The sequence below is a fragment of the Pseudomonas sp. P106(2024) genome (assembly GCF_057480815.1).
In genome coordinates this window covers 305,860-324,416 of record NZ_JBLIYU010000002.1, presented here as the reverse complement: position 1 = coordinate 324,416, position 18,557 = coordinate 305,860, and the positions used below count along the sequence as shown (strand labels likewise).

The 18,557-nt window shown below is 66.6% G+C and carries 16 protein-coding genes; 11 read left to right on the top strand and 5 right to left on the bottom strand.

Annotated elements, in window-relative coordinates; all coding sequences use genetic code 11:
* The first annotated feature begins 15 nt into the window (after positions 1-15).
* From gspK to gspF, 6 genes are read left to right on the top strand one after another with little or no spacing between them, the layout of a single operon-like run.
* Complete coding sequence (gene gspK, locus AC25M7_RS05080; RefSeq protein WP_486970803.1) at positions 16-936, top strand: type II secretion system minor pseudopilin GspK; 921 nt, start codon at positions 16-18, stop codon at positions 934-936.
* Positions 933-1,844, top strand: coding sequence for a GspL/Epsl periplasmic domain-containing protein (locus AC25M7_RS05075; RefSeq protein WP_145978847.1), 912 nt, complete (start codon positions 933-935; stop codon positions 1,842-1,844). Before gspK ends, AC25M7_RS05075 begins: the two co-directional genes overlap by 4 nt.
* Entirely contained in the window at positions 1,834-2,355 is a 522-nt protein-coding gene (gene gspM / locus AC25M7_RS05070) for a type II secretion system protein GspM (protein ID WP_028691671.1), read from the top strand. The genes AC25M7_RS05075 and gspM overlap by 11 nt, the downstream gene beginning before the upstream one ends.
* Positions 2,352-4,721 carry a type II secretion system secretin GspD gene (gene gspD / locus AC25M7_RS05065; protein ID WP_486970802.1) on the top strand — a complete coding sequence of 790 codons (2,370 nt, stop codon included), beginning with the start codon at positions 2,352-2,354 and terminating at the stop codon, positions 4,719-4,721. The genes gspM and gspD overlap by 4 nt, the downstream gene beginning before the upstream one ends.
* Positions 4,718-6,139 (top strand): type II secretion system ATPase GspE, encoded by a 1,422-nt coding sequence (gene gspE / locus AC25M7_RS05060; protein WP_207852386.1) that lies wholly within the window; start codon positions 4,718-4,720, stop codon positions 6,137-6,139. The genes gspD and gspE overlap by 4 nt, the downstream gene beginning before the upstream one ends.
* Positions 6,139-7,344, top strand: a complete 1,206-nt coding sequence (gspF, locus tag AC25M7_RS05055; RefSeq protein ID WP_028691668.1) for a type II secretion system inner membrane protein GspF — start codon at positions 6,139-6,141, stop codon at positions 7,342-7,344. Before gspE ends, gspF begins: the two co-directional genes overlap by 1 nt.
* Here the strand turns inward: gspF and AC25M7_RS05050 are convergent.
* Complete coding sequence (locus AC25M7_RS05050) at positions 7,325-8,251, bottom strand: LysR family transcriptional regulator (RefSeq protein ID WP_486970801.1); 927 nt, start codon at positions 8,249-8,251, stop codon at positions 7,325-7,327. The genes gspF and AC25M7_RS05050 overlap by 20 nt on opposite strands.
* Positions 8,252-8,338: 87 nt before the next feature.
* Here AC25M7_RS05050 and AC25M7_RS05045 point away from each other — a divergent pair, with 87 nt between their 5' ends.
* Both AC25M7_RS05045 and AC25M7_RS05040 read left to right on the top strand, forming a co-directional pair.
* Positions 8,339-8,644 (top strand): putative quinol monooxygenase, encoded by a 306-nt coding sequence (locus AC25M7_RS05045; RefSeq protein WP_028691666.1) that lies wholly within the window; start codon positions 8,339-8,341, stop codon positions 8,642-8,644.
* Positions 8,645-8,658: 14 nt separating this feature from the next.
* Positions 8,659-9,504, top strand: a complete 846-nt coding sequence (locus AC25M7_RS05040; protein ID WP_486970800.1) for a type 1 glutamine amidotransferase domain-containing protein — start codon at positions 8,659-8,661, stop codon at positions 9,502-9,504.
* A gap of 110 nt (positions 9,505-9,614) precedes the next feature.
* Here AC25M7_RS05040 and AC25M7_RS05035 read toward each other — a convergent pair whose 3' ends face one another.
* Positions 9,615-10,103 carry a signal peptidase II gene (locus AC25M7_RS05035; RefSeq protein ID WP_028691664.1) on the bottom strand — a complete coding sequence of 163 codons (489 nt, stop codon included), beginning with the start codon at positions 10,101-10,103 and terminating at the stop codon, positions 9,615-9,617.
* 193 nt (positions 10,104-10,296) lie between these two features.
* Between AC25M7_RS05035 and AC25M7_RS05030 the strand changes: the two genes are divergently transcribed.
* Positions 10,297-11,343, top strand: a complete 1,047-nt coding sequence (locus tag AC25M7_RS05030) for a class I SAM-dependent methyltransferase (RefSeq protein ID WP_069017372.1) — start codon at positions 10,297-10,299, stop codon at positions 11,341-11,343.
* 99 nt (positions 11,344-11,442) lie between these two features.
* Here the strand turns inward: AC25M7_RS05030 and AC25M7_RS05025 are convergent, their stop codons facing one another.
* Both AC25M7_RS05025 and nspC read right to left on the bottom strand, forming a co-directional pair.
* The gene (locus AC25M7_RS05025; protein WP_028691662.1) at positions 11,443-12,687 is read right to left on the bottom strand and encodes a saccharopine dehydrogenase family protein; all 1,245 of its coding nucleotides are present in this window, start codon (positions 12,685-12,687) and stop codon (positions 11,443-11,445) included.
* Positions 12,688-12,717: 30 nt separating this feature from the next.
* Positions 12,718-13,815, bottom strand: a complete 1,098-nt coding sequence (nspC, locus tag AC25M7_RS05020) for a carboxynorspermidine decarboxylase (protein ID WP_028691661.1) — start codon at positions 13,813-13,815, stop codon at positions 12,718-12,720.
* Positions 13,816-14,318: 503 nt separating this feature from the next.
* On the opposite strand from nspC, the gene katG reads away from it, so the two are divergent.
* Positions 14,319-16,565 (top strand): catalase/peroxidase HPI, encoded by a 2,247-nt coding sequence (katG, locus tag AC25M7_RS05015; protein ID WP_486970799.1) that lies wholly within the window; start codon positions 14,319-14,321, stop codon positions 16,563-16,565.
* Positions 16,566-16,621: 56 nt separating this feature from the next.
* Here katG and AC25M7_RS05010 read toward each other — a convergent pair whose 3' ends face one another.
* Positions 16,622-17,956 carry an MFS transporter gene (locus tag AC25M7_RS05010; RefSeq protein ID WP_028691659.1) on the bottom strand — a complete coding sequence of 445 codons (1,335 nt, stop codon included), beginning with the start codon at positions 17,954-17,956 and terminating at the stop codon, positions 16,622-16,624.
* A gap of 238 nt (positions 17,957-18,194) precedes the next feature.
* On the opposite strand from AC25M7_RS05010, the gene AC25M7_RS05005 reads away from it, so the two are divergent.
* Positions 18,195-18,554 (top strand): VOC family protein, encoded by a 360-nt coding sequence (locus AC25M7_RS05005; RefSeq protein WP_486970798.1) that lies wholly within the window; start codon positions 18,195-18,197, stop codon positions 18,552-18,554.
* Positions 18,555-18,557 lie beyond the last annotated feature (3 nt).

Sequence of the window (18,557 nt, the reverse complement as noted above, 5' to 3'; positions counted from 1 at the left end):
GCGCGCCAGGAGGGCATGGCCGTGATCAGTGCGTTGCTGATCGCCGCAGTGGTGGCGGTGATCGCCGCCGGCATGATCGAGCGTCAGGGCTTGCTGACCCGTCAGCTGGAGAACCACCAACTGGCATTGCAGGGCCAGTGGGCCCTGGAAGGCGGCCTGCAGTTCAGCCGCCAGGTGCTGTTCGAACAGCGCTTGCGCGATCCGCTGGTGCGTGGCGGTCAGCCCTGGGCTCAGCCGATGCGCGACGTGCCGTCCGGCAGCGTGCGCTTCGACGGGCAACTGGAGGACGAGCAGGGCAAGTTCAACCTGCGCAACCTGATGGTTGATGGCCAGGTGGACGCCGAGGCGTTGGCGACCTTCAAGCGTCTGTGCGCGCTGATCGGGATCAATGAGCGCCTGGCCACGGCCATCGCCGGACAGGTGATCGACAGCTACCCACAGCGCCCGCTGGCCGCTCTCGGCAAACTGGACAGCGGCCGGGCGACTTCACCGGGTGGTGCCGTCGAAGCGTTGCCGGCCAGGCGCCCGATGTTGCGCAGCGTCGAGGGCCTGGCCGGGCTCAAGGGCATTGATGGCCAAGCCCTGGAGCGCTTGCGCCGTTTCGTCACGGTGCTGCCGGCGCTGACCTGGGTCAATGGCAACACCGCCAGCGCCGAAGTGCTGGCCGCCCAGGTGCCGGGCCTGTCGCTGCAGCAGGCCGCGGCGTTGGTGGCTGAGCGCGATGGCGGGCGCTGGTTCATCAATCGCGGCGATTTCGTCAATCGTCTGCGCATGCCATCCCTGGCCATGGCCAATGTGCGGGTGGGGATCAACAGCGACTGGTTCCGCCTGCGCGGCCTGGTGCGCCTGGGCAATCGCGAGCTTGCCCTGCAGGCGCTGCTGCGCCAGCGCGAGGGGCAGTTGCCGGATGTCATCTGGCGGCGGGTGGGCGCATGAATACGGTCATGGATGTGTGGCTGGCACCGCTGGCCGAACTGGACGAGGCGTCGCTGCTGGAGTATCGCCTGGCCGATCGGTGTGGCCAGGCGAACCGCGGGCAACTGCTTCGGCAGGCCAAGGGTGCGCCCTGGCGTCTGCACCTGCACGAGCAGGATAGCCTGGCCTTGGACATCGCCATGCCGCCTCTGACCGGCAAGCGTCTGACGGCGGCGGTGGGTTGTGCGGTGCAGGGGCTGGTGCTGGGGGATGCCGGGCAGGTCCATGTCGCCCACGGGCCGCGCCGGGTCGATGGGCAGGTCGCGGTGGCCTGGCTCGGCTTGGCGGAACTGGCGCGGCTGCAGGCGTGGCTGCAGATCGGTGGGATCAAGGTAGCCGGGTTGCACGCCTGTCAGGACGCTGCACCGTCAGTGGTGGATCTTTCCGGCGGGTTGACCGGGCCGGCGAAGCCGATGGCCTGGGGGCGCACGCTGGGCATCTGGGTTGCGGCGACGCTGGCCTGGTGCCTGGGCCTCAATCTTTACGCGGCTCAATTGGCCAGTGAAGGTGACGCGTTGCGTAGCCACATGGTTGCGCAGGTGCGCCTGGCCTTCCCACAGTTGCCGGTGGTGCTCAACCCGCTGCAGCAGGCACGCCAGCAACTTCACGGCGGCACGGCGGTCGGGTTGGCGGCATTGCTGGACGGTGCCGGGCAGGTCATGCCGTTCCTGGTCGGCAATGTCGAGGCCATGGATTACCAGGATGGTCAGTTGCGTATCACCGCCCTGGCCGACGGCGGCAAGGTCCCGGCGGGCAGCGCCTGGCAGGCCGATCTTGCCGCCCGTGGCATTGACGCACAGACCAGCGGGCAAGGCTGGACCCTGCGCGCGGCCAAGCCATCCGGCGAGGAACTGGCCCATGTCGATTAAAGCGCGCCTGGCTACCGTCCGCGCGCAGGGGCGGCAACGTTGGCAGGCCCTGGCCGTGCGGGAGCGCCGGGCCGTCGCCCTGGGCGGTGGGCTGCTCGGCGTGTTGTTTTGCTGGCAGGTGCTGGTCCAGCCGGCCTTGGCCAAGATCGACCACTGGCAAGCCGAGACACCCAAGCTGCGCGGCCAGGCCCAGGCGCTCGCTGCGCTGCTCGGCGAGCGCCTGGCGCAGCGCCCCGCAGACACCGCCCTGGCATTGCGGCAAAGCCTGGAACAGGCCGGCCTGCTGGCACAGACACAGCTCGACGCCGAGGGCGATGCCTGGCGCCTGAGCTGGCAGCGGGCCCCGGCCGAAGCGGCGATGGCCTGGCTGCAGGGCGTGCCGCCGCGGCTGGGGCTGGACATCGGCCAACTGGCGCTACGTCGCGACCCGGCTGCCGAGCCGGGCAGCCCGGCGACCTTCTCCGGAACCCTTCGCATGGATCAGGCGCATGGCGCTAAGGACCCTTCATGACGTGCCTCCGTTCACCGCGACTGCCGTTCGCGCCGTTGCTCCTGGCCCTGGCGCTCAGCGCCTGCGCCAGCGCGCCGAGCGCGCAACGCCCCCTGGCCAGCAGCGAACTGGGCCGCCCACTGGCCGAGGCCGGCGCTTCGACGGGCGTGCTGGATCATCGTGCGCAGCCCGGGCCACAGACCCGCTCGGCAACGCGCCAACCCGCTCCTCGGGTCGGCCAGCGCCACAGCCGCGCCGTGGCGGCGCCGGTTCCGGGCAATCCGCTGGGTGACCAGCCAGTGCAGTTGAACTTCGTCGATGCCGATATCCAGGCGGTGGTGCGCGGCCTGTCCCGCGCCACCGGCCGGCAGTTCCTGGTCGACCCGCGAGTCAAAGGGCAACTGACCTTGGTGTCAGAGGGTGAGGTACCCGCCAGCAAGGCCTACGGCATGCTGTTGTCGGCCCTGCGCATGCAGGGCTTCAGCGTGGTCGACGTCGGCGGCGTGGCCCAGGTGGTGCCCCAGGCCGACGCCAAGCTGCTCGGCGGCGCGCTGGTGACCGGGGACCGTGATGCCGGCAACGGCATGGTCACCCGCACCTTCCGCCTGCAGTACGAGAACGCCGTCAACCTGATCCCGGTGCTGCGCCCGATCGTCTCGCCCGACAACCCGATCAACGCTTACCCCGGCAACAACACTCTTGTCGTCACCGACTACGCCGAGAACCTCGAACGGGTGGCGCAGATCCTCGACCGGGTCGACATTCCCACGGCCATCGACACCGACGTGGTGGCGGTCAACAACGGCATCGCCAGCGACATCGCCGGCATGGTCAACGAACTGCTCGACAGCCAGGGCAACGACCCGACCCAGAAGATCAGCGTGCTGGGCGACCCGCGTTCGAACAGCGTGGTGATCCGCTCCGGTAGCCCCGAGCGCACCCAGCTGGCCCGTGACCTGATCTACAAGCTCGACAACGCCCAGAACAGCGCCGGCAACCTGCACGTGGTGTACCTGCGCAATGCCCAGGCCGACAAGCTGGCGCAGAGCCTGCGCGGGCTGCTGACCGGCGAGAGCGACACTGCCGGCAACGACGCCACGCGCGCGCTGCTCAGCGGCGGCGGCATGCTCACCGGCGGCAGTGGCAACGGCACCAGCGGCAATGGCGGCAGCGCGCAGGGCAACAGTGCCAACAACAACGCCAATGCCAGCCGCAGCAGCAACCAGAGCGCCGGTACTACACCGAATGGCTATGGCAGCAGCACCCAGCAGAACGACCAGGGGCTCGCGTTCTCCGCCGGCGGCGCGACCATCCAGGCCGACAAAACCACCAACACCCTGCTGATCTCCGCGCCCGAGCCGCTGTACCGCAGCCTGCGCGAGGTCATCGACCAGCTCGACCAGCGCCGCGCCCAGGTGGTGGTGGAAAGCCTGATCGTCGAGGTCGGCGAGGACGACGCCAACGAGTTTGGCATCCAGTGGCAGGCCGGCAACCTCGGCAAGAATGGCGTGTTTGGCGGCGCCAACCTCGGTGGCAGCGGCCTGGTCAAAGGGCCCAGCAGCATCGACGTGCTGCCCAAGGGGCTGTCGGTAGGGGTGGTCGACGGCACGGTGAAGATCCCGGGCATCGGCGAAGTGCTCGACCTCAAGGTGCTGGCCCGGGCGCTGAAGAGCAAGGGTGGCAGCAACGTGCTGTCGACACCCAACCTGCTGACCCTGGACAACGAGGCGGCGAGCATCTTCGTCGGCCAGACCATCCCCTTCGTCAGCGGCCAGTACGTCACCGACGGTGGCGGTAACAGCAACAACCCGTTCCAGACCATCCAGCGCGAGGAGGTGGGGCTGCGGCTGAACGTGCGTCCGCAGATCTCCGAGGGCGGCACGGTCAAGCTGGACGTCTACCAGGAGGTCAGCAGCGTCGACCAGCGCGCCTCCAGCGCGGCCGGCACGGTGACCAACAAGCGCGCCATCGACACCAGCATTCTGCTCGACGATGGCCAGATCATGGTCCTGGGCGGCCTGCTGCAGGACGGCTACACCCAGACCAACGAGGGCATTCCATGGCTGTCCGGGCTGCCGGGGGTCGGTGCGTTATTTCGCAGCGAGCGCCGCGCCAGCAGCAAGACCAACCTGATGGTGTTCCTGCGTCCGTACATCGTGCGCGATGCGGCGGTCGGGCGCAGCATCACCCTCAATCGCTACGGCTTCATCCGCCGCGGCCAGGGCAGCCTCAAGCCCGAGCACTCCTGGGCCTTGCCGGACATGGACATGCCGCTGCTGCCGCCGGTGGAGCAGGGCGTGCCCGAGCAAGGGCGAGTCCATCCGGCGGCGCTGCGCGCACCGCGGGCCGCGATCCGCGCGGTGCCGGTGGACGAGGTGGCGCGATGAGCCGCCTGCCCTACGCCTGGGCCAAGGCCCAGCGCCTGGTGCTGCGGGTGGACGGTGAGGACGGGTCGGTGCTGTCGCGCTGCCCGTCGAGCCCGGCCTGGGCAGTGGCTGAGGTGCGCAGACGCCATGGCCCGGCGCGAGTCGAGGCGCTCGCCGATGCGCAGATGGATGCGCTGCTGGCCAGCGCCTACGCCGACACCGGCAGCGCGGCGGCGGTGGTGGGGGCTGCGGAGAACGAAGTGGACCTGGACCGCCTGCTGCAGGACATCCCGGAAGTCACCGACCTGCTCGAGGCCCAGGACGATGCGCCGGTGATCCGCATGATCAACGCCTTGCTCACCCAGGCCGCGCGCGACCAGGCCAGCGACATTCATATCGAGCCGTTCGAAAGCCACTGCCTGGTGCGCTATAGGGTCGACGGCACCCTGCGCGACGTGGTCTCGCCGCGCAAGGCGCTGCACGGCGCGCTGGTGTCGCGGATCAAGATCATGGCGCAGCTGGATATCGCCGAGAAGCGCCTGCCCCAGGACGGGCGCATCGCCTTGCGCGTGGCCGGGCGACCGATCGATATCCGTGTGTCCACCGTGCCCACCGGCCATGGCGAGCGGGTGGTGATGCGCCTGCTCGACAAGCAGGCCGGACGTCTGCGCCTGGAGGCGCTGGGCATGGACGCAGGCATCCTGGCGCGGCTCGACCAGCTGATTCGCCAGCCCCACGGCATCGTGCTGGTCACCGGCCCCACTGGTTCGGGCAAGACCACCAGCCTGTACGCCGCCCTGGCGCGGCTGGACGCCAGCGTCAGCAACATCCTCACCGTGGAGGATCCGGTGGAGTATGACTTGCCGGGCATCAGCCAGATCCAGGTCAACGCGCGTATCGACATGAGCTTCGCCGTGGCCCTGCGCGCCATCCTGCGCCAGGACCCGGACGTGATCATGATCGGCGAGATCCGCGACCTGGAGACCGCGCAGATCGCCGTGCAGGCCTCGCTGACCGGGCACCTGGTGCTGGCCACCCTGCACACCAACGACGCGGTGTCGGCGGTCAACCGCCTGGTCGACATGGGCGTCGAGCCGTTCCTGCTGGCCTCGGCGCTGCTTGGGGTGCTGGCCCAGCGCCTGGTACGCCGATTGTGTCCGCACTGCCGCGAGCCCGACCCGGCCACGCCCGGGCAATACCGCGCGGTGGGTTGCGCGCACTGCAACCACTGCGGCTACAGCGGCCGCACCGGCATCCACGAGTTGTTCTGCGTGGACGACGAGGTCCGTGGCCTGGTGCACCAGGGCGCGGATGAACAGGCCCTGCGCGTCGCCGCCCGGCGCAACGGTATGCGCAGCATGCGCGAGGATGGCCAACGCTGGGTCGACAGCGGCAGCACCTGCCTGGAAGAGATCCTGCGCGTGACACGGGACACCTGATGAACCGCTATCGCTATGAAGCCGCCGATGCCCAGGGCCGCGTGGTCAAGGGCCTGCTCGAAGCCGACAGTCCGGGGGCGGCGATGGCCCAGCTGCGCGCCCTGGGCCTGACCACCCTGGAGGTCGAAGTCCAGGACGTGGCCGGGCAGGGCAGTGGTCTGTTCGGCGTGAAGCTGTCCGACGGCGACCTGGCCTGGGCCACGCGTCAGCTGGCCAGTCTGCTGGCCGCCGGTCTGCCGCTGGAGGCGGCGCTGGGGGCGACCCTGGAGCAGGCCGAGCGCAAGCATGTGGCCCAACTGCTGGGCGCGGTGCGCGGGGATGTGCGCAGCGGCATGCGCTTGGCCGATGCCCTGGCCAACCGGCCGCGGGATTTCCCTGAAATCTACCGGGCGCTGGTGGCGGCGGGCGAGGAGTCTGGCGACCTGGCCCAGGTGATGGAGCGTCTGGCCGACTACATCGAAGACCGCAACACCCTGCGCGGCAAGATCCTCACGGCATTCATCTACCCCGGCGTGGTGGGGCTGGTGTCGGTGGGTATCGTCATCTTCCTGCTCAGCTACGTGGTGCCGCAGGTGGTCAGTGCCTTCACCCAGGCGCGCCAGGACTTGCCCGGGCTGACCCTGGCCATGCTCGCTGCCAGTGACTTCGTGCGCGAATGGGGTGTGCTGTGCTTCGCCCTGATGGCCGGAGCGTTCTGGGGCTGGCGGGTCTATCTGCGCGCCCCGGCGGCGCGCCTGGCGTGGCATGGGTGCGTCCTGCGGCTGCCGTTGCTCGGGCGTTTCGTGCTGGGCCTGAACACGGCGCGTTTCGCCGCCACGCTGGCGATCCTCGGCAGCGCTGGCGTGCCCTTGCTGCGGGCACTGGAGGCGGCGCGCCAGACCCTGGGCAACGAACGCCTCGACCAGTGCGTCAACGAGGCCACGGCGCGGGTGCGCGAGGGCGCCGGGCTGGCCTCGGCGCTGGCGGTGGAGAAGGTCTTTCCACCGCTGCTCATCCACCTGATCGCCAGTGGCGAGAAGACCGGCAACCTGCCGCCGATGCTCGACCGCGCCGCCGACAGCCTGGCCAAGGACATCGAGCGCCGCGCCATGGGCATGACCGCGCTGCTCGAACCGTTGATGATCGTGGTCATGGGCGCGGTGGTGCTGCTGATCGTCATGGCGGTGCTGATGCCGATCATCGAGATCAACCAGCTGGTGCAATGACCCGTTGCGCCACCTCCCACACCTGCTGGCGGAACCATCGGCGCATGGGATCGGCGTGGGTGCGCGCGTGCCAGATCTGCATCACCTCGACGTGCGGCAGCACCAGCGGCAGGGCATGCAGGCGCAGGCCGGGATCGCGCTCGACTGCCTCCATGGCCAGCGAGCGCAGGCACGTCAGCAGCAGGTCGGTGCCGCGCACCAGGCGCGTGGGGGCGATGAAGCTGGACAGTCCGGCCACCACCCGGCGTTGCCGGCCGAGAGCCCGCAGGGCCTGGTCGACCCGGCCGTCGAGATCGCCGGTCAAGGTCGTCAACAGGTGGTCGCAGGCCACGAATGCCTCCAGGGTCAGGCCGTCGACCAACCTCGGGTTGTCGGCGGCGGCCAGCACCACGAAGTCCTCGCAGAGCAGCCGCTGCTGGTGAAATGTGTCTGGCAGGTCGCTGTAGAAGCCGGCGATTGCAAGGTCGCAGGTGCCTTTCTCCAGCGCCTCGCGGGGCAGGTCGCCACGGGTGTTGTGGGTGACCAGGGTCAGGTTCGGCGCCTGGTCGCGAAGAATCGGCAGCAGCCCGGGCAGCAAGGTCTGTTCCAGGTAGTCGGTGCTGTACAGGTGCAACTGGACCGGGCGTTCAAGGAAGTGCTCGCCGTCGCAGCGGCTGAAGAAGTCCTGCAGGTGCCCGATCAACTGCTGCACCTGCGGCGCCAGCTCGTGGGCCCTGGGGGTGGGCGTGAGGCCGCGTGGCGCGCGCACGAACAGCGGGTCGCCGAACTGGTGGCGCAGCTTGTTGAGCTTGTGGCTCAGGGCCGGCTGGCTGAGCGCCAGGCGTTGCGCGGCACGGGAGGCGCTGCGCTCTTCGTAGAGCACCTGGAACAGGTGCAGCAGGTTGAGGTTCTTGTTACCGATATTCATGAATTGAATCGCAGGAATAAGTGCTTTCGAATTATCGAATCATAGCGTGCTGGTTAGGATGGGCCCAACCTGTTGAGGGAGTCGCCCATGACCATCGCCATTTTCGCCGCCATCCAGCCCCTTCCCGAATACCGTGACGCCACCGAGCAGGCCCTGCGCCGGATGGTCGAGCAGACCCGCGCCGAGCCCGGCAACCTGCGCTACGACCTGTTCGTGCGCGAGGGGGGGACGCTGGCGTTCGATCTGTTCGAGCTGTACGTCGACGAGGCCGCCGTCGAGGCCCATCGCCACAGCCCCCATTACCAGGCCTACCGCGCCGCCACCGCCGATTGGCTGGCCGCACCGACACAAGTGCAGCTTGCCCGCCCGCTGGATATCGCGCCATTCAACTGAATCAGGAATCGACCATGAACAAGATTGCTCCCGTTGCGCTGGCGCTGGCCGGCGCATTGCTGACTGGCCACGCCGCCGCTGCCGCGAAGGGCGAAGTGCTGGTGCTGTTGTCCAGCGAGAACCAGTTACCGCTCAAGGACGGCAAGCCGTACCCCACCGGTTATTACCTCAACGAGTTCGGCGTGCCCGCCGACCGCTTGCTCAAGGCCGGCTACAAGCTGGTGCTGGTGACGCCCAGGGGCAATGCGCCGAGTGTTGACGAGCGCTCGATCGACCCGATGTACTTCGGCGGCGATGCCGGCGAGATGCAGCGAATCCGCCAGGTGGTCGAAAGCCTGCCGGACATTCGCGACACGCTGTCGTTGAAGGAGGTGCTGGCGGGCGATCTGGATCATTACGCGGGGATCTTCATCCCAGGTGGCCATGCGCCGCTGATCGACCTGGCCAACAACCCTGACGTCGGCACCTTGCTGCGCCATTTCCACCAGGCCGGCAAGCCCACCGCCGCCATCTGCCACGGCCCGATCACGCTGCTGTCGGCGCAGCAGGATCCGGTCGCCTACCACGCCGCGCTCGCCCGTGGCGAAACCCCAGCGGCCAGCGACTGGACGTACCAGGGCTATCGCATGACGATTTTTTCTGACCCTGAGGAGCAGATTTTCGAAGGCTCGCTCAAGGAACAGCGTCTGCAGTTCTATCCCGCCAAGGCCATGGCCGGCGCAGGAGGCGACATGGGCTACGCCGAGGCCTGGCAGCCCCATGTGGTGGTCGATCGCGAGCTGATCACCGGGCAGAACCCGTTCTCTGACAAGGCGTTGGCCGATGCGCTGCTGGAGCGGTTGGAGGCTGCTGGGCAATAGCGATTCGGGTGCTTGGCGAAACAGGTAAAGCGCCTATGAGACCGGGCGCCGCCCACGCGGCGCTCGATCCTGAGAGCGCTGCAAGGGGCGCGGTGGGCACTTGGTAGCTTTCACGCGATGGCCGGTTTCTTCATCGCCCCCAATCCCAGCACCAGCGCCCCCGCCATGATGGCGATGTCGGCAAGGTTGAACACGCCGGTATGCAGCGGGCCGAGGTTAAGCACGAGGTAGTCGACCACATGGCCGTCGCGCAGCACCCGGTCGATCAGGTTGGCCAGGCCGCCCATGGCGATGAAGTAGGCCGCGCCGGCCTTCACCGGGGTCGCTTGCCAGTGCCTGAACGCCCAGGTCACGGCCCAGCAGCATGCCACGCCTACCGCGGCCACGAAGATCAGTTGCTTGAGGCCCGGCGACAAGCTGGCGCCGAGGCTGAGGAACGCGCCAGGGTTCATGCTCAGGGCCAGGTCGAGCCAGACGATCTGGTTGCCGAACACATAGCTGTGGTTGTTCAGGGCGACCAGGGCGATCAGTTTGACCCACTGGTCGAGCATGATGAAGGCGACGCCGAGGATCAGGACGAGGGTACGGCTGGAGAGCATGCAGGCAATTCCTTCGCTGCGCGGGTGCGGCCGTCCGGTATTGGCGGGGCTGCCGGCAGCGCGGCGAAGATAGCGCAGGCGGGTCTAGACTTAAAGTCTGGACCGGCTTCAAAGCGGTTCGATCATCCATCCGACCACCGCCTCTGGAGCTGACGTCGCCGACGGTGGCCTTCTGGCAAGAGGAGGGCAGGTCATGGACGAGGCACGGCTTCAGGAATTCATGGGCAAGCTGGTGGGTGACATGGGCGCGGCAGCGACGCTGGCCAATGTCATTCTCGGGGATGAGCTCGGGCTTTATCGGGCCATGGCTGACAGCCAGCCGGTCACGCCCGAGGCGTTGGCCGAACGGACCGGCTGTCAGCCACGACTTGTGCGTGAGTGGCTCAATGGCCAGGCGGCGGCGGGCTATCTGGTGCATCGTGATGGACAGTTCACCCTGCCCGAGGAGCAGGCCATGGCACTGGCCCTGGAAGACTCCCCGGTCTACATGGCCGGCGGCGCCTCGGTGCTGGCGGCGCTGTTCCATGACAAGGACAAGTTGGTCGCGGCCATGCGCGGCAACGGCGCACTCGCCTGGGGCGATCATCATCCCTGCATGTTCAGTGGTACTGAGCGGTTCTTCAGGCCGGGTTATCGGACTTTCCTCGTCGCCGACTGGCTACCGGCACTGGAGGGTGTGGTGGCCAAGCTGCAGGCCGGTGCCCAAGTGGCCGATGTCGGCTGTGGCCATGGCGCCTCGACCATCGTCATGGCCGAGGCGTTTCCGGCCTCGCGCTTTACCGGCTACGACTACCATGCGCCGTCGGTGCTCACCGCCACCGAGCGGGCCCGCGACGCAGGCGTGGCCGAGCGGGTCATCTTCCAGCAGGCTTCGGCCAAGGACTATCCCGTTCGCGACCTGGACCTAGTGTGCTTCTTCGACTGCCTGCACGACATGGGTGACCCGGTGGGGGCGGCTCGGCATGCTTACCGGGCGCTCAAGGACGACGGCACGGTGATGCTGGTGGAACCGTTCGCCGAGGATACGCTGGATGCCAACATCAATCCGGTCGGCAGGCTGTTCTATGCGGCGTCCACCTTCATCTGCACACCGAATTCGCTGTCGCAGGAGGTGGGGCTGGGATTGGGGGCGCAGGCCGGGGAGGCGCGGTTGCGGGCGGTGTTCGAAGAGGCAGGGTTCAGGCGGTTCCGCAGGGCGACGCAGACGCCGTTCAACTTGATACTGGAGGCCAGGAAGTAGCGATCTGTCAGTGTTGCCCCTATCGCGGGGCAACCCCGCTCCCACAGACAGCTTGCACAAACAGAAGGGGCGCCATCTGGCGCCCCTTCGTCGTGCAGCTTAGGCTTCAGCGTCCCATGGACGATCGCCTTTTTCATCCTTGACGCGGGTCGGCAGGCCCATCACGTCCAGCGCCTTGAGGAACGGCTCGGCCGGCAGTTCCTCGACGTTGACCATGCGCCCGGCGTCCCATTCGCCACGGGCGACCAGCAGTGCGGCGGCCACCGGCGGCACGCCGGCGGTGTAGGAGATGCCTTGGCTGTCGGTCTCGGCGTAGGCTTCTTCGTGGTCGGCCACGTTGTAGATGAACACCTCGCGCGGCTGGCCATCCTTGGTGCCCTTGACCAGATCACCGATGCAGGTCTTGCCGGTGTAGCCCGGGGCCAGCGAGGCTGGATCCGGCAGCACGGCCTTGACCACTTTCAGCGGTACCACTTCCAGGCCTTCGGCGGTCTTGACCGGCTGCTCGGAAAGCAGGCCGAGGTTCTTCAGCACGGTGAACACGTTGATGTAGTGCTCGCCGAAGCTCATCCAGAAGCGCACGTTCGGCACGTTCAGGTTCTTCGAGATCGAGTGCACCTCGTCGTGACCGGTCAGGTACAGGTTCTGCGAACCCACCACTGGCAGGTCGTCGGTACGCTTGACCTCGAACATGGTGTTGCTGGTCCATTGGCTGTTCTGCCAACTCCAGACTTGCCCGGTGAACTCGCGGAAGTTGATTTCCGGGTCGAAGTTGGTGGCGAAGTACTTGCCGTGGGAACCGGCATTGACGTCGAGGATGTCGATCGAATCAATGCGGTCGAAATACTGCTGCTGCGCGAGTTTGGCGTAGCTGTTCACCACACCCGGGTCGAAGCCGACACCGAGAATGGCGGTAATGTTCTTCTGCTGGCATTCCTCGAGGTGCTTCCACTCGTAGTTGCCATACCAGGGCGGGGTTTCGCAGATCTTGCCCGGTTCTTCGTGAATCGCGGTGTCAAGATAAGCGACACCGGTATCGATGCAGGCACGCAGCACCGACATGTTGAGGAAGGCGGAACCAACGTTGATCACGATCTGCGACTCGGTCTCGCGGATCAGTGCCTTGGTCGCCTCGACATCGAGGGCGTTGAGCGAGAAGGCCTGGATGTCGGCGGGTACCTTTAGGCTACCCTTGGCCTTGACGCTGTCGATGATGGCCTGGCATTTGGAGATGTTCCGTGACGCAATCGCAATACGACCCAGTTCGTCGTTATGCTGTGCGCACTTGTGGGCCACCACCTTGGCGACACCTCCTGCACCAATGATAAGAACGTTCTTCTTCAATTCAGCTTTTCTCCTTCGTGAAAGCCTGTCTTACGACAGGCTCGAAACGTAGTCTTCGAACCCGAACTCGCGCACCAGCTCGACGCTGCCGTCGAGCTGCTTGACTGCGATGGATGGCATTTTCAGACCGTTGAACCAGTTTTTCTTGACCATGGTGTAACCGGCGGTGTCAACGAACGACAGGCGGTCACCGATCTGCAGCGGCTTGTCGAACTGATACTCGCCGAAGATATCGCCGGCCAGGCACGACTTGCCGCAGACCATGTAGGTGTGCGCGCCGTCGTTGGGCGCCATCTTGGCGTTGAGGCGATAGATCAGCAGGTCGAGCAGGTGTGCCTCGATCGAGCTGTCGACCACGGCCAGGTGCTTGCCGTTGTACAGGGTGTCGAGCACGGTCACTTCCAGCGAGGCGCTGTTGGTGATGGCCGCTTCGCCCGGCTCCAGGTAGACCTGCACGCCGTACTGTTGCGAGAAGGCTTTCAGGCGTGCGCAGAACGCGTCCAGCGCGTAGTCTTCGCCGGTGAAATGGATGCCGCCGCCGAGGCTGACCCACTGGACCTTGTGCAGCAGGTGGCCGAAGCGTTCCTCGATGTGCGTGAGCATCTTGTCGAACAGGCCGAAGTCGCCGTTCTCGCAGTTGTTGTGGAACATGAAGCCGGAGATCTTCTCGATCACCTTCTCGATTTTCTCAGGGTCCCACTCACCAAGGCGGCTGAACGGGCGCGCCGGGTCGGCCAGCAGGTAGTCGGAACTGCTCACCTGCGGGTTGACGCGCAGGCCGCGCACCTTGCCCTCGGACTGTTCGGCGAAACGCTCAAGCTGGCCGATGGAGTTGAAGATGATCTTGTCGCAGTTCTCGAGCATCTCTTCGACTTCATCGTCGGCCCAGGCCACGCTGTAGGCGTGGGTTTCGCCGGCGAACTTCTGGCGGCCGAGCTTGAGCTCGTACAGCGAGGACGAAGTGGTGCCATCCATGTACTGCTGCATCAGGTCGAACACCGACCAGGTGGCGAAGCACTTGAGGGCGAGCAGGGCCTTGGCCCCGGACTGCTGGCGCACGTAGGCGATCTTTTCCATGTTGCCCAGCAGCTTTTGTTTATCGATGAGGTAGTACGGCGTCTTGATCATTTAAAGGCCCCCGGCCAGGCCGGCCAAAAAAAGGACACGCATTGTGCCTTCACTTGCCGCGGTACGAAAGGGCGCGAGGCGCATTTCGTCCGAGTCGCCCACGCACGGCGCTGTTGAAGCGCCATCTGGCCCGTGATTGCGCCGTCCCTGGCGCGGGTTCGGCCGGTATCGCGAGGATTGGCCAAATATGCTTTTTCATCGGGCGAGCCCAGTTGAACAGATCAATGTGACGATCCTGGTCTGCCACGTGATCGTGGCACGGGCAGGGGGCGCCACAGGCTGACAGAGCCAGGCTATCACCACCCAATAGCGCTTCTATTAGACCTCTGCCCAGGCTCGGCTAGTCTTTGTGCGGGTTCCGTGAAAAGTCGGTGCACAGGCGTGCCCGGCCACTACTGATGAGCAGAGGGCGTGCTTGCGGGCGCGCCTGTTCCGAGACCTGGCAGCAAACATACAAGAACGCCCGGAAATCTGAATTGAACCGACCCGAAAGGTAGAAGCAGATGGCGAACGAATCGAAATGCCCGTTCCACCAGACCGCCGGTGGCGGCACCAGCAACCGTGATTGGTGGCCTGACCAGCTCAACCTGAAGATCCTCCACCAGCACTCCAGCAAGTCCGATCCCATGGACCCGGACTTCGACTACGCCAAGGCGTTCAAGAGCCTCGACTTCCAGGCGCTGAAAAAAGACCTGACCGCCTTGATGACCGATTCCCAGGACTGGTGGCCGGCCGACTTCGGCCACTATGGCCCGCTGTTCATCCGCATGGCCTGGCACAGCGCCGGCACCTACCGCATCGGTGACGGCCGTGGCGGCGCAGGCTCCGGCCAGCAGCGCTTCGCCCCGCTCAACAGCTGGCCGGACAACGTCAGCCTGGACAAGGCCCGGCGCCTGCTGTGGCCGATCAAGCAGAAGTACGGCAACAAGATCTCCTGGGCCGACCTGATCGTGCTCACCGGCAACGTCGCTCTCGAATCCATGGGTTTCAAGACCTTCGGCTTCTCCGGTGGTCGCGCCGATGTGTGGGAGCCCGACGAGGACGTGTACTGGGGCTCGGAGAAGGTCTGGCTGGGCGGTGACACCCGCTACGGTAAGGATCAGGTCAAGGCCCAGCCCCCCGGCCAGGGTGACTTGGTGGCCGAGCCTGCCAAGCATGGTGAGGAACAGAACCGTGACCTGTCGGCCGAGCGCAACCTGGAGAACCCGCTGGCCGCCGTGCAGATGGGCCTGATCTACGTGAACCCCGAAGGGCCGGAGGGCAACCCCGACCCGGTCGCCTCGGGCAAGGATATCCGCGAGACCTTCGGCCGCATGGCCATGAACGATGAAGAGACCGTGGCGCTGATTGCCGGCGGTCATGCCTTCGGCAAGACCCATGGCGCGGGCCCCGCCGACAATGTCGGCGCCGAGCCGGAAGCTGCGGGCCTGGAGCAGCAAGGTTTCGGCTGGCATAACAAATTCGGTACCGGCAAGGGCGCCGACACCATCACCAGTGGCCTGGAAGTGATCTGGACCTCGACCCCGACGAAGTGGAGCAACGAGTACCTCAACAACCTGTTCAACTTCGAGTGGGAGCTGACCAAGAGCCCGGCGGGCGCCCATCAGTGGCGACCGAAGGATGGCAAGGGCGCGGGGACCGTGCCGGATGCCCACGACCCCGGCAAGACGCACGCCCCGTCGATGCTCACCTCCGACCTGGCGCTGCGTTTCGACCCCATCTACGAACCCATCGCCCGACGCTTCAAGGACAACCCAGACCAGCTCGCCGACGCTTTCGCCCGCGCCTGGTACAAGCTGATCCACCGCGACATGGGCCCGCTGGCCCGTTACCTCGGGCCGGAAATGCCCAACGAGGAGCTGTTGTGGCAGGACCCGCTGCCCAAATCAGGCCCTCAGCCGAGCGACGCCGATATCGCCGCGCTCAAGGCCAAGGTGTTGGCGTCGGGGCTGAGTGTGTCGGAGTTGGTTTCCGCCGCCTGGGCCTCGGCTTCGACCTTCCGTGGCTCCGACAAGCGCGGTGGTGCCAACGGCGCCCGCTTGCGCCTGGCACCGCAGAACGGCTGGACGGCGAACCAGGGCCTGGACAAGGTGCTGACGGCACTGGAGAAGATCCGCGGCGAGGGCGGCAACAAGATCTCCCTGGCCGACCTGATCGTGCTGGCCGGCAGCGCGGCGGTGGAGAAGGCGGCCAAGGACGCCGGGCACAACATCAGCGTGCCGTTCCATCCGGGGCGTGTGGATGCCTCGCAGGAGCAGACCGATGTCGAGTCGTTCGCCGTGCTCGAGCCGCTTGCCGACGGTTTCCGTAACTTCAGCAAGGCCCGCTACAGCGTCAAGGCCGAGAAGCTGCTGCTGGACAAGGCCCAGTTGCTGACCCTCACCGCACCGGAGCTGACCGTGCTGATCGGCGGCCTGCGGGTGCTCGGTGCCAATCATGGCGGCAGCAAGGACGGCGTGTTCACCGACAGGGTCGGCGTGCTCAGCAACGACTTCTTCCGCAACCTGCTGGACATGGGCGTGGAGTGGAAGCCGACCTCGGCGGACAACGAGGCGTTCGAGGGGCGTGACCGCAAGACCGGCCAAGTGAAATGGACCGCCAGCCGGGTCGACCTGGTGTTCGGCTCCCATGCGCAGCTGCGTGCCTTGAGCGAGGTGTATGGCAGCAGCGATGCCAAGGACAAGTTCGTCAAGGACTTCGTGGCGGCGTGGGTAAAGGTCATGGAGCTGGACCGCTTCGACCTGGCGTGAGGAAAGGCGTGGGGGCGGGGCAACCCCGCTCCCACGAGAAGCCATAGGGCAACCCGCTACAGGTCTTGCGATACCCCAGGCTGATCGTTGCCCGGCGTGTCCTCATGCAACGAAGCCTGTGAGGTCTCCGGCAACGCCAACCCGCCCACCAGGGCCAGCAAGGCAATCACCACCAGGTAGAAGGCCGGCGCCAGGCGGCTGCCGCTCTGTTCGATCAGCCAGGTCGCCACCAGCGGCGCGGTACCGCCGAACAGGGTGTAGGCGACGTTGTAGGTGATCGCCGAGGCGGTGTAGCGGCTGCGGGTGGGGAAGCATTCCGACAGCAGCGCGGCGGTGACCACGCCGCTCATCAGCGCGCCGATGGCCAGCAGGATCACCCCCAGCAATGCCCCCGACAGCGAACCGGAACTGGCCAGCCAGTAGGCGGGGAACACCGCGAGCATCACCCATAGGCACGTAAAGCCGATGGTCCTGCGCCGTCCGACACGGTCGCTGAAGGCACCCGCCAGCGGGCAGCCAGCGGCGGCGAACAGCAGCGCAACGGTCGAGACCAGCAGCGCCTGGGCGCGGCTGAGGTGGCCGACCGTCTGCAGGTAGGTGGCGAAGTAGGTGGTGAACATGTAGAACGACAGTGCCGTCAGCGAGATGAACGCGCCCAGGTTGCGAATGGTGCGGCCATGGTGGCGCAGGGTGTCGCCCAGCGGCGAATGCGCATGGGCCTTGCCTTCGGCCAGCGCCTGGCGAAACGCCGGGGTCTCCTCCATGCGCCAGCGCAGGTACAGGCCCACCAGGCCCAGGGGCGCGGCAACCAGGAACGGTACGCGCCAGCCCCATGCGTTCATCGCCTCGGGCGTGAGGCTGGCCTCCAGTCCGTAGGCGATGACTGCCGCGCAAGCAAAGGCGGAGAAGGTCGAGACCGGCACGAAGCTGCCATAGAACGCCCGCCTGCCCCGTGGCGCGTGCTCCATCAGGTAGGCGCAGGCACCGGCGTACTCACCGCCCGCGGAAAATCCCTGCAGACAGCGGGCGAGGGTGAGCAGTACCGGAGCCAGTACGCCGATGCTGGCGTAGGTCGGCAGCAGGCCGATCAGGGTGGTGGAACCGGCCATCAGCAGGATGGTCAGCGACAGGATGCGCTTGCGTCCGAGCCGGTCGCCCAGCGCGCCGAACACGATGCCACCCAGCGGGCGCAGGGCGAAGGCCACGGCGAACACGGCGAAGGTCTTGAGCAGGGCGACGCTGGCGTCCTCACTGGCGAAGAACTGACTGGCGATCAGGGTGGCGAGAAAACCGTAGACGGCGAAGTCGAACCACTCGACAAAGTTGCCGATGGCCGAGGCGGCGATCACCCGCCGCAAGGTGGCGGGCGGGACCTCATGGGCGATGGACATGGATGCTCTCCGTTGCTCTGGCAGCCTGGGCGGATGCGGCGCGCTCAGGTCGCGCCGTCGTTGTTCTCGGGCCAGTAGACAAGCGGCAGGGCGAGCAGGCTTTGTCGAGGGCGACCTCCGGATATCCGTTAGCACCGCCCCCTGAGCTTGGAAGGACAAACATGATGTGTGGAAGCGGGCCTGCGCGCGTGGCGCTTGCAGTAAGCTTCCCCTTCCAATCCCCGCAAGGAGGCTCACCATGGGTGCGCGTGGCAATGACCGGCAAATCGACAACATCGAGTTCAACGTGGGCGATATCGCCCGCAGCAAGGCTTTCTACGGCCAGGTGTTTGGCTGGACCTTCACCGACTACGGGCCGACCTATACCGAATTCAGTGACGGTCGCCTCACGGGTGGTTTCACCACGGGCGAACCGGTTCGTCCGGGTGGGCCGCTGATCATCCTGTATGCCGCTGACCTGGCGCAGGTGCAGCAGCGCGTCGAGGCTGCCGGCGCCCGAATCAGCCGCCCGGTGTTCGCGTTTCCTGGCGGGCGGCGTTTCCATTTCATCGACCCGGACGGCTATGAACTGGCGGTGTGGACGGCCGACGCCGCGTAGGGG

What these genes read in the sequence shown, in the direction of transcription:
- gspK (WP_486970803.1), top strand. Translation starts at nt 16, where the DNA reads ATGGCCGTGATCAGTGCGTTGCTGATCGCCGCAGTGGTGGCGGTGATC.
- AC25M7_RS05075 (WP_145978847.1), top strand. Translation starts at nt 933, where the DNA reads ATGAATACGGTCATGGATGTGTGGCTGGCACCGCTGGCCGAACTGGAC.
- gspM (WP_028691671.1), top strand. Translation starts at nt 1,834, where the DNA reads ATGTCGATTAAAGCGCGCCTGGCTACCGTCCGCGCGCAGGGGCGGCAA.
- gspD (WP_486970802.1), top strand. Translation starts at nt 2,352, where the DNA reads ATGACGTGCCTCCGTTCACCGCGACTGCCGTTCGCGCCGTTGCTCCTG.
- gspE (WP_207852386.1), top strand. Translation starts at nt 4,718, where the DNA reads ATGAGCCGCCTGCCCTACGCCTGGGCCAAGGCCCAGCGCCTGGTGCTG.
- gspF (WP_028691668.1), top strand. Translation starts at nt 6,139, where the DNA reads ATGAACCGCTATCGCTATGAAGCCGCCGATGCCCAGGGCCGCGTGGTC.
- AC25M7_RS05050 (WP_486970801.1), bottom strand. Translation starts at nt 8,251, where the DNA reads ATGAATATCGGTAACAAGAACCTCAACCTGCTGCACCTGTTCCAGGTG.
- AC25M7_RS05045 (WP_028691666.1), top strand. Translation starts at nt 8,339, where the DNA reads ATGACCATCGCCATTTTCGCCGCCATCCAGCCCCTTCCCGAATACCGT.
- AC25M7_RS05040 (WP_486970800.1), top strand. Translation starts at nt 8,659, where the DNA reads ATGAACAAGATTGCTCCCGTTGCGCTGGCGCTGGCCGGCGCATTGCTG.
- AC25M7_RS05035 (WP_028691664.1), bottom strand. Translation starts at nt 10,103, where the DNA reads ATGCTCTCCAGCCGTACCCTCGTCCTGATCCTCGGCGTCGCCTTCATC.
- AC25M7_RS05030 (WP_069017372.1), top strand. Translation starts at nt 10,297, where the DNA reads ATGGACGAGGCACGGCTTCAGGAATTCATGGGCAAGCTGGTGGGTGAC.
- nspC (WP_028691661.1), bottom strand. Translation starts at nt 13,815, where the DNA reads ATGATCAAGACGCCGTACTACCTCATCGATAAACAAAAGCTGCTGGGC.
- katG (WP_486970799.1), top strand. Translation starts at nt 14,319, where the DNA reads ATGGCGAACGAATCGAAATGCCCGTTCCACCAGACCGCCGGTGGCGGC.
- AC25M7_RS05010 (WP_028691659.1), bottom strand. Translation starts at nt 17,956, where the DNA reads ATGTCCATCGCCCATGAGGTCCCGCCCGCCACCTTGCGGCGGGTGATC.
- AC25M7_RS05005 (WP_486970798.1), top strand. Translation starts at nt 18,195, where the DNA reads ATGGGTGCGCGTGGCAATGACCGGCAAATCGACAACATCGAGTTCAAC.